The 8,466-nt window shown below is 36.6% G+C and carries 9 protein-coding genes; 8 read left to right on the plus strand and 1 reads right to left on the minus strand.

All coding sequences use genetic code 11. From position 1 onward, the window contains the following. Positions 1-165: 165 nt before the first annotated feature. From RAO94_14005 to RAO94_14015, 3 genes are all read left to right on the plus strand, one after another. A complete protein-coding gene (locus RAO94_14005; GenBank protein ID MDP8323455.1) occupies positions 166-543 on the plus strand; it encodes a GxxExxY protein in 378 nt (125 codons plus the stop codon). A 191-nt stretch (positions 544-734) separates the two neighbouring features. Further along, positions 735-1,106, plus strand: a complete 372-nt coding sequence (locus RAO94_14010) for a spore germination protein GerW family protein (GenBank protein ID MDP8323456.1) — start codon at positions 735-737, stop codon at positions 1,104-1,106. 28 nt (positions 1,107-1,134) lie between these two features. Next, a complete protein-coding gene (locus RAO94_14015) occupies positions 1,135-1,521 on the plus strand; it encodes a hypothetical protein (protein ID MDP8323457.1) in 387 nt (128 codons plus the stop codon). 44 nt (positions 1,522-1,565) lie between these two features. Here RAO94_14015 and RAO94_14020 read toward each other — a convergent pair whose 3' ends face one another. Further along, positions 1,566-2,744 (minus strand): alpha/beta hydrolase-fold protein, encoded by a 1,179-nt coding sequence (locus tag RAO94_14020; protein MDP8323458.1) that lies wholly within the window; start codon positions 2,742-2,744, stop codon positions 1,566-1,568. A 417-nt stretch (positions 2,745-3,161) separates the two neighbouring features. Between RAO94_14020 and RAO94_14025 the strand changes: the two genes are divergently transcribed. The 5 genes from RAO94_14025 to RAO94_14045 all read left to right on the plus strand — a co-directional run. Then, positions 3,162-3,533, plus strand: a complete 372-nt coding sequence (locus RAO94_14025) for a GntR family transcriptional regulator (GenBank protein MDP8323459.1) — start codon at positions 3,162-3,164, stop codon at positions 3,531-3,533. Then, positions 3,533-4,381: an ABC transporter ATP-binding protein gene (locus RAO94_14030; GenBank protein MDP8323460.1), complete on the plus strand. Its 849-nt coding sequence runs from the start codon at positions 3,533-3,535 to the stop codon at positions 4,379-4,381. The genes RAO94_14025 and RAO94_14030 overlap by 1 nt, the downstream gene beginning before the upstream one ends. After that, positions 4,374-5,252, plus strand: a complete 879-nt coding sequence (locus RAO94_14035; GenBank protein MDP8323461.1) for a hypothetical protein — start codon at positions 4,374-4,376, stop codon at positions 5,250-5,252. The genes RAO94_14030 and RAO94_14035 overlap by 8 nt, the downstream gene beginning before the upstream one ends. 5 nt (positions 5,253-5,257) lie before the next feature. Then, on the plus strand, positions 5,258-6,733 hold the full coding sequence (locus RAO94_14040) for a DUF4097 family beta strand repeat-containing protein (GenBank protein ID MDP8323462.1): 1,476 nt from the start codon (positions 5,258-5,260) through the stop codon (positions 6,731-6,733). Between the two features lie 17 nt (positions 6,734-6,750). Continuing rightward, a partial coding sequence (locus RAO94_14045; GenBank protein ID MDP8323463.1) for a S49 family peptidase occupies positions 6,751-8,466 on the plus strand: 1,716 nt, incomplete at its 3' end.

An 8,466-nucleotide genomic window follows, 5' to 3' on the forward strand; every position in this document is an offset into this window, starting at 1 on the left:
TGTAAGAGAAAAAGGGATTTATATTTGGATTGGTGGTTATCTGGATTATTCTAGGTTTAACTTGTTTTTGGGGGGGGGTAAATGATAAAGGTTGTGTTTTTTCCTGTGTGTTCAAAGTGTTCCGTGGTTAAAAAAAGAAACAAGTAGGAAATGATTGAGGTTAAAATGAAAGATCTGATATTTGAGGATGAAAGTTATAAGATAAGAGGTGCAATATTTAAAGTATATACGGATATGGGTTGTGGTTTTTTGGAAGCAGTTTATCAGGAATGCTTGCAGAAGGAATTTGAATTGAGTCAAATTCCATTTGTTGCAGAGCATAAAGTGAGTTTGACGTATAAAGGTCATCAGCTTAAGCAAGTATATTATCCCGATTTTATATGTTATGAAAAGATTGTCGTTGAACTGAAAGCAGTGAAGGCTCTTGAAGATATTCATTTAGCACAGGTAATTAATTATTTAAAAGCTACAGGACTGAACCTTGGGTTCTTAGTGAATTTCAATCACTATCCCAAAGTTGATATCAAGAGAATAGTATTGTAGAAGAGGATTTGACCACGGAATACACGGAACACACTGAAGAACGCGAGAAAAAAGAGATTTTGTCAATTAAAGGTTTTGTTTTGGAGATTTTACTGTTAAATTTTATTTTAGAGAAATTGATTACATAAAAGTTGTATTTTTTCCGTGTATTCTGAGTATTCCGTGGTTAAATAATAAAATAAGGAGAAAAGATGTTTGATTTACAGAAACTACATGATCATGTTGGAAAGGGATTGAAGATATCAATGGTATTTGGTGATCCGATTGAAGCTCAGGGAAAGACTATTATTCCTGTGAGTAAAGTAACTGGTGGATTTGGTGGGGGAGAAGGAATCGCCCCTGGTAGCAGTTGCGGAGATGATAAGGAAGAAGGGGATACTGATAATGCTGCTCATGGTATGGGTGGTGGCGGTGGATTGCATAATGAGGCAATTGGTGTATTTGAGATAACTCCTGATAGTACCCGGTTTATACCAGCAGTCCAATTTAAACACATCCTGGTCATGCTGGGCATGATCATGGGATTTATCTGGAGAATGAGCAAGAGAAGAAGGCGTAAATAGCAGCTTAATGTGATGGGAGGGAAAAAATATGCTCCGTAAAATCTTAGCTATGCGGATAATCGTAGTTTTATTATTGCTACTGCTGGCATTTCATATTTTGGTAGTGATGCAGATCATACCAGGAGATTTTGTCTGGGGTGGTCAGATAGAAGCTAATAGTGAGCAGCTTATCAACTATGAGATATTCGCTGCAGTGATCACATGTTTATTTCTGATAATTTCATTTTATAAAATAAAACTTATACTGGAAAATAGAAAAAACAGCGTCAATCAGGTGGGACTTTGGTTGATGTTGCTGTTTTTTCTATTAGGTATTTTGGGTAATCTCAGTTCAGATATAACTAAGGAAAAACTGATCTTTACCCCAGTAACTGTGCTTTTATCGCTTTTTATTCTAAGAGTAATTATTAAATAGCATGGGAGATAAGGAATCAGGCATTAATTAGATTATAATTACCTTCAAGGAGTTGTCCACAGCCAGAGGCAGGCATCGGGAAAGCGTCTTGCCCAGGCTTTTTCATTATGCTGCGCTCCCTGGTCAATAACGAGTTTGAGATTGCTGTCAGGAATACCTGCATTTTGCAGAAGCTGATAGAATTCCTTTGCATCATTTAGATATGCTTTCTGTCCCTGAGGATTATCTCCTTCAGCAGTTCCTACATCTATATATACCTGGCAGTTTTTTGGTATTGGTGAATTTTTAAAATAATTGACCATTGGCTTTTTGGCAAACCAGAATGCCGGAGAAAATATTCCAAGTCGTGAAAATGTTTCAGGATATTTGCAACCAGCATAAAACGAGATAAGCCCTCCCAAACTGCTGCCGGCAATACCAGTGTGTACTTTATCAGGCAAAGTGCGGTAATTTTCATCAACCCAGGGCTTCAGGGTAATAACTATGAAATCCACATATTCATCACCTTCACCAGTACAATTATATTTCTTATTATCCCAGGGTGAATATTCATTACTGCGTTTGGTGGGGTGATTATCTATACCAACCACAATAAGACCTTCCATTTTTCCCTGTAGAGTGAGTTTTTCCAGGCTTTCATCAATTTTCCATTCTCCAGCAAAAGAAGTGGCATTATCAAACAGGTTTTGTCCATCATGCATATAGAGAACAGAATAACGAGTGGAGGTGCTGTCATATCCCGCTGGAAGATAAATGCGAATAGTGCGGTAGCGATCTAATTGAGGGATATAGAAATTCTCGTGGTAGATCACTCTCCCGGTTAGTGTATGTGGCTTTGCTGGAGATTCCTCACAAAAATCACGCCAGTTGGCAATAGCGAATTCAAGAGTAGATTCAGGATCAGTATTATCCCAGCGGTGATTAGCAATTTCTTCTTCATTGTTACCTTTTTCCACTGTATCCCAGGAACCACGGGTAAATTTGAACTCCATTGCTGTCAGGTCAGATATATCAAGATCAATCTGATATTTGCTATCCACTAATTGGAGCTGGTAATCAGGATCACCAGGATTCCAGTTATTGAAATTTCCAGCGATATATATTTTTGCATCTGGGGGAGTATCATCAGGGATAGAAATGATCTTCATCATAAGTCCCTGTTTATTAGCCCTAAGACACAATGCAAATACAAGAATGATAACCAGTAAAATAATATGTTTCATATTACCTCCAGCTCAAAAAAGAAGAATTATAAAGATATTGTCCAGTCAATGTTGTATAAGCCATAGATTTAAAAAATCTGAGCTTATCTATCTACAAGAAATTCAACGAAATTACTAATCAGCAATCTTTCTGCCAACATAGGAGTAACCTATAAGGACTGCAACGATGAACAGCATAACTTAAATATGTCATGCCGTTCATCGTTGCAGCCCTTATAAGACCCTTATAAGGCCCCTGTAAGACCTTAATAGTTATATATAAAGGAAATAGACAGTGTTTTGAGGAGAAAATCAGAGCATTTGGAAAGGAGGTAAAAATAGCGAGTCTGGAAATAAAATTACAGAAAAAATAAAAAAGAATTGACAGAAATAACCTTAGTGTCTTAGTTGACCCAGACACTAAGACAGAGGTGAAATATGAGAAATTTTGATCCGAATGTGCCCTTGTTTCTGCAGGTGAAGGAGGACATAGAGAATATGATCCTATCCGGAGCAGTGCAGGAAGACGAGAAGCTGCCTTCTGTGCGGGAAATGGCAAGGGATTATGAGCTCAATCCCAATACCGTTAACAGCGCAATAGGTGAACTATTAAATGCAGATATTATCTATAAAAAGCGAGGAATAGGAATGTTTGTTAAACAAGGAGTGAAAGATAAGCTGCTTGAGCAGCGATTGGAGAGTTTTGAGACAGAAGAAGTAGAGACTCTGGTTCAGAGAGCCAGGATGCTGGGGATGAGTGAGGTAAAACTTGTGAGCCTGATATCCAGCCGATACAGGAGGGAAGACTAATGAATACGATTTATGAGATCAATAACTTAACCAAGTTTTATGGTAAGTTTCAGGCCTTAGATGATGTGAATCTAAAAATAGAGCCAGGACGGATCATAGGTTTGCTTGGTAGAAATGGTGCCGGCAAATCGACATTATTGCGTTCCATGCTGGGATTATTAAAATACGAAGGCAATATTAATTATACTGGAACAGATATTCAGACACTGAAACATCATTTATTTGAAGAGGTGGCTTTTATCCCTGATGTAAATATCATCGATGATCGATTGACAGTAAGGCAGATAATCCAATACATGAAAGGGATACATGAACACTGGAATGAAGAAAAGTTTGAAGAGCTGATGGCAAAAAGCAATCTTCCTATGGATAAGAAGATCAGTAAACTATCTAAAGGTATGAAAACCAAGCTTTATTTATTGATAACCCTTTCACTTGAAACGCGAATGCTGCTGCTGGATGAGCCGACTCTGGGGCTTGATATAGCTTTCAGAAAGGAATTTCTGAATACAATTCTGGGAGAATATTTTGATGAAGAAAGGTCAATAATAATATCTACCCATCAAGTTGAAGAAGTTGAGCAGATCCTGCAGGAGATAATATTTATTGATGATGGCAGGATAATTTTACATGAAGATGTGGAAGGGCTTAAAAATAAGTATAACCTGGTATCAGTTGCTGCTGATCAATTGCATATATTGGAGGAAAAGGGAGCACGACAAATAACTCACACTCTGGGTCAATATCATGGTATTTTACCTATAGAAATAGAAATAGAGGGAGCAACATATCATAGACCGGGATTAGCTGATCTTTTCCTGGCATTCACGGGAGGCAGTCATGAATAAATTTGCAGCACAAATTAAAAATGATTACCGGATACACCAAAAAAGTATTTTATCCCCGATTATACTTTTTCTGGTAATAGATTTCCTGGCAATAATCACGTTTTTTATAATGAAAAGTAAATTAGGTTTAGATTTTCAGGATTTTATGTCGATAAATATTCAAACAGACGGGGCTGACCTTTCAATGATCAGCGAATCATTCTGGTATATGATCGGTATGGGTGTATTGGGTTTTGCTGGTTTTGTGATGGTGATAGTATCATTATCAATCGGAAATCAGTCATTGAATATGGAGAAGTTCCGGAAATGTGAAATATTTTATCGGAGTCAGCCCGTGAGTATCTGGCTTTATTCATTTTCAAAGTATCTGATAGCAGTAGCAGCACCCATTATAGTGCTTTTCATTGTAGGAATATTTAATCTGATCCTGGTGGTTCCCTTTGTGAATCAGATTATCAGATTTGATTTCATAGATGCAATTTCGGGCTTAATTGTGAGTTTTTTATTATACTCACGATCAATAATAGTAGTGGGAAGTATTGGTTTCATGATGTCAGGAATATTCAAAGAGAAGGCTTTTATGAAGCTGATCTTGATTGCAATCTCAATCCAGTTGATAATCGTATTTGCACATCTAAGTTTTGATACTCCTCTATTGGATATTTTTAAATATATCGGAAAGTTGATAAGCCCGTTACATGGAGTAAAAGACATGATCGATTTCGAAAATCTGGAGTCAGTAATGGATTTTAGACAGGCAATCAATGCCAGAATATTACTGTTTAACTGGCATAGTGCTTTACAAATAATAGCTTCTGGAATATTTTTTGTACTGGGAGTGTTCGCCTATTCAAAGAAAGAAGTAAATTAGGAGGAATGATGAAAAAAAGTATAATTATCCTTGTATTAATTGTCCTGGCTGCAAGTTTATCAGCAAAAAACATAACAGAGTCATTTAAGTTCAAGCAGGAACTAATAGAGCTTTCATTATCAAATATTAAAGTAGAAAGTGTCAGTTTTGTATCCGGCAATAAGCTGGAAGTAAAATGTAATGATACTGATGCGATTTTCAATCAGGATAAACATTATCTGGGAATATCTTCACCAAAGAAAAAGGCAAAGATCTGGTTGAAATTGCCAGAGAACAAGAAATATCACGTGACCATAGAAGACGATAATTTCTATTTTGATAAAGAAGGTCTTACAATAATGTTAGAAGGTTCTCAGCCGATTTTTATGGATGGCAAGATACTTAAGATCACCGATGAAGATGATGAAGTAATAGTATATGAAAACGGAGATCTGATGATCACAAATAGTGATGGTAAGATCGTAACCATCAGTGAAAAAGGCTTTATCACCGAGAATTCTGAATTTGAAGAAGATGATGAGGATTTGACTAATTTTTGGGGTAAAATGCTGGCAGGGGTAATCCGTGTAGCAGCCAGAACAGCTATGAATGCATTAGGTGATACGCCAGAGGAAGTGATAAAAACCTCTTTGAATGAACGTAACTGGAGAGCTGGTATTAATGATATGATGGTCACAGTGGAAAATAATGCTCCCGATTTTGGTAGAAAGGATCATTTCAGAGAAGTGGAAAGAAGTTTCCCATCTGCTGATATAGATAATTTAAGTCTGGATAATTTTAATGGTAACATCTCAATAGTAGGAACAGAAAATGATCAATTGGAAGTAAAAATAGTGATCTCTGCTAATTCTGAAGATGATCTGGATAATGTGGAAATAGAGTTTATCGGAACAAGAAAAATGAAGATCCATAGTAAAGCACTAATCACTAATCCACATTGTGCGATTGAATATGAAATAAACCTGCCATTCAATATTGCCTTGAATCAAGTTATCAGTAGTAACGGTAAAATCATTGTTAAGAGATGTATGGGTGAAGGTGAATTTATAACCAGTAATGGCAGTATAAAGGTGGTAGATTTTAAGGGTAACACTGATATCCGAACCAATAATGGCAGCATTGAAGTAGAAGAAGTGAGTGGAATGGTAAATGCCAGAACATCAAACGCCAAGATTGAGATTGAGGATTGTCCCGATATCAGGAAAGCAATAACTTCTAATGGGAAAATCATACTCGAGATAAAAAACATCATCGGAGGATTGGAAGTGAATACAAGCAATGCTGATATAACCCTCATCTTATCCAAGTCGGTCAATTGCGATATACAGGCAAGAACCTCTAATGGTAAGATCAATTTGCAGGATATTAAGCTGGATATTCAAAAGAGTTCCAGAAATTATCTCATGGCAAAATATAATGATGGTGGAAAACTTCTTGACGTAGAAACCTCAAATGCCAGTATTAATTTATATAATCAATAAAAAATTTAGGAGGATATATGAAAAAAATTACTTTTTTTCTTTTGATCCTGATGATCAGCGGTATAATGCTGGCACAGGAAGATCATCTACGTTACCTTCCCATAGCTGAAACGGATGATTTCTGGTCACCACTGCTAAATCCAGCAGCTTTAGGTTTTGGTAATAGTAATGGATTTGCTTACGTGGGAGAAGATCACGAAGGTGAGGTTACAAAGGATTACTATTCACTGTTTTTCAATATGGATAACCTTTCTTATGTATTTGAGCGAGATGGCAGAAATGAAGAAACAGCCGACAGGCATACCCTGGCATTTGGTGAGAGTATATTTTCACCAAATTTCTACTTTGGATTAAAATATGATTGGAAGAATAAATATTTTAAAGATGGAAAGTGGGGAGTTAGTGGATTATGGCGTCCAGTTAATTATCTTTCTATGGCAGGAACTGCTTATGACCTGGAAAATGATGACAAAGATTATAGAATTGGTCTATCACTTCGTCCGTTAGGAAATAATGAAAAGCTGAGCCGTAAATTGACCTTGAGTGGGGACATGATCTACACCGAAGGTGATGATAGTGAATATGACTGGCAGAAACCAATATTCACAGTAAGTACTGAACCGGCTGCAGGTATCTTCTTAAGTGGATCTTATGATTTTGAATATGAAAGGATTGGTGCGAATATCTCAGTTGCATTACCTAATACCCGATTAGGTAATTTGATGTCCTTTAATGATGATGATAGTTATGCTACCGGGAAAATGTATGTGCATTTTACAGATTACAATCAGGAATCTTTATTTAATCCAGCCTCCAAAGATCGTTATTATATCTGGAAATTAAAGGGCGAAATAGTAGAAGAAAAGGCAAGCTTCAAGATAGGCCCCATCAATATCTCCAGTAAAGGTCAGATAACAATGTCTGAGATATTAAAGAAAATAGAAAAGCTCAAGAATGATGATCACATTAAAGGCATTTACTTCAAAAATCCTCAATATTCCTGTTCTTTTGCTGCCCGTCAGGAATTGCAGAAAGCACTTCTGGATTTCAAAAGCAGTGGCAAGAAAATTATATATTATGCTGATAATATCACAGGTTCTCAATATTGCCTGGCAGCAAGTGTGGCTGATGTAATATATCTAAATAAAAATGGCAGTGTAGATTTGAGGGGTGTGAGTATTTCCCTGCCCTATTACAAAGGACTGTTAGATACTATTGGAGTGGATATCACTAATTTCCAGAGTCATGAATATAAAACCGCATTCAATTCCTTTTCCTATGAGCACATGACTGATGCTGAAAGGGAAACTTATGATCTTCTTTTAGATGGAATATATACTGACATGATCGCTATGATAGAATCTGGCAGGAGTGATAAACTGAAAGTTCCTGTAAGAGAATTGATCGATAATGGTCCATATCTTAATGGAGAACGGGCATTTGACAATGGAATGATCGATTATCTGGTATATGAAGATGAAATTGATAAAATACTTGAGGATGAATTTGCAATAAAGAAATTCAGCAAAAAAATGCCTGAAGAATCGATGCAGATCAACTGGCAGAAAGAAAAAAGAGAAAAGATTGCTGTAATTTATGCTGTAGGATCCATAATATTGGGTAAAGGTCAACCGGGAAAGATCATTGGATCAAAGACTACTTCTGAAGCAATTCGCAAGGCTCGTGAGGATAAAAGTGTGAAAGGTATTATCCTCAGAGTTGATAGTGGTGGT

The organism is Candidatus Stygibacter australis (assembly GCA_030765845.1).
Classification (GTDB): Bacteria; Cloacimonadota; Cloacimonadia; order Cloacimonadales; family TCS61; genus Stygibacter; species Stygibacter australis.